Below are 1433 nucleotides of genomic sequence, written 5' to 3' on the forward strand. Positions count from 1 at the left end.
CCTAAAATCCGCAACTATCATCCAATACACGATTAAGGGTAGATTTATGAGTCGTTAGTAGCAGCTTTCAGTAAAAAGCAACAGCACAACATCAATATGTAGCCACCATCCCCTTACCCCACGATGCGACTTGAGGTAATACGCAGATTCAAACCGGAAAGAAAGGATTCTTATCCGAATTCTGTTTTGAAGGGTTTTGCATAAGCTCGGTTCTCTGTGTAGATATTCAGCACGTATTGCCTTGCAGTCATGATCCACTTGGCAGGTACGGAGATGAATCTGAAGACAAAAGCCTTTATGCGACTCGTTTTCTTGAGCCCAAAAGCCTTGGTGTCAAGCCTGCTCATGATGGTCTTGTAGAAATTGTGTATCAATGCAGTAAGCAGAAGAAAGACAGTATTCTCCGCCATGAATGACTTGGGGAGCCTGCTCCAACCGAATCCGTTGTTCATGTCGTCAAAGATACGTTCCTTGCCGCCACGCAGATTGTAGAATTCAACAATGTCCCTTGTCGATGACTTGTAATCGTTGGTCAGAATACAACGGTAAGTGTATTCGCCTTCCCACAGGTCAAGGTCGCCACTGTTGCGTCTTTGTCTCTGGATGACAAGACGATAGCACTTGCCTTCCCATTTCTCAACGAGAATGGAATTGAGTTCGAACTGGATGCCGTTAATCTCCTCCGTCTTCCATCCTCTCAGAGCAAAGATGTCATTGTAGAGCGAACTGCATCGGTTGGCACGGATGTAGAAATGTTTGCAATGCTTCTCTATCTCACTGACGATTTCCTTCGAGCAGGAACCGCAGTCTGCCCTGAAGCGATTTACACGGATGTTCTGGGATTCCAGAAGAGCGAAGAATCTCTTATGGGTGTCTGCCTGATGAAAACGCACATTCGTGTTACCATCGCTGTTCTCGATATAGACTATCTTGTCACCGATAACATATACGCCAGGCCTGTAGCCGAGGAACTTTTTGTAGGTCGGTTTTGCATCATACTTCTCCGTTTCAAGGAACTGATGGTCAAAGTCAACATCGTATTCCTCAATTTCCTTCAACTCGCCTGTAGAAACCAAAGCGTTTATAAGCAATGTGTTGAGTTTGTCTGCAGTATTGAAATCATAGGTCTTGCCTTGGTCGGAAGTATAGGAGATGTTTTCCTGTGTCAGTTCCTTGATGGCTCTGAGGATGGTATCAGAGCTGCATGTACGAAGGGTAGGATGATACGAGAGATGGCGCATCAGTTGTGACGTTACATCTTCCACGCATGAGCCGCCACAGAAATAAACGCTCATCAGCGAACGGACTATCTCGCTGAACTGATATCCGAAGATACTGCTGCATCTCTGACCCAGTGTTGAGTCGATAACGGGTGAAAGCATGGAGTCAAATTTCTCCATGATTGAAAAAATTCCTCCAAAAGGTGTGAGTTT

At 45.3% G+C, this 1433-nt stretch carries 1 protein-coding gene; it reads right to left on the reverse strand.

Annotated elements, in window-relative coordinates:
- Positions 1-170 precede the first annotated feature (170 nt).
- Positions 171-1433, reverse strand: a 1263-nt coding sequence (locus tag EXN75_RS17385) for an IS1380-like element IS612 family transposase (RefSeq protein WP_134844756.1), incomplete at its 5' end; no start/stop codon positions are given.

Source organism: Segatella hominis, assembly GCF_004535825.1.
Lineage (GTDB): Bacteria > Bacteroidota > Bacteroidia > Bacteroidales > Bacteroidaceae > Prevotella > Prevotella hominis.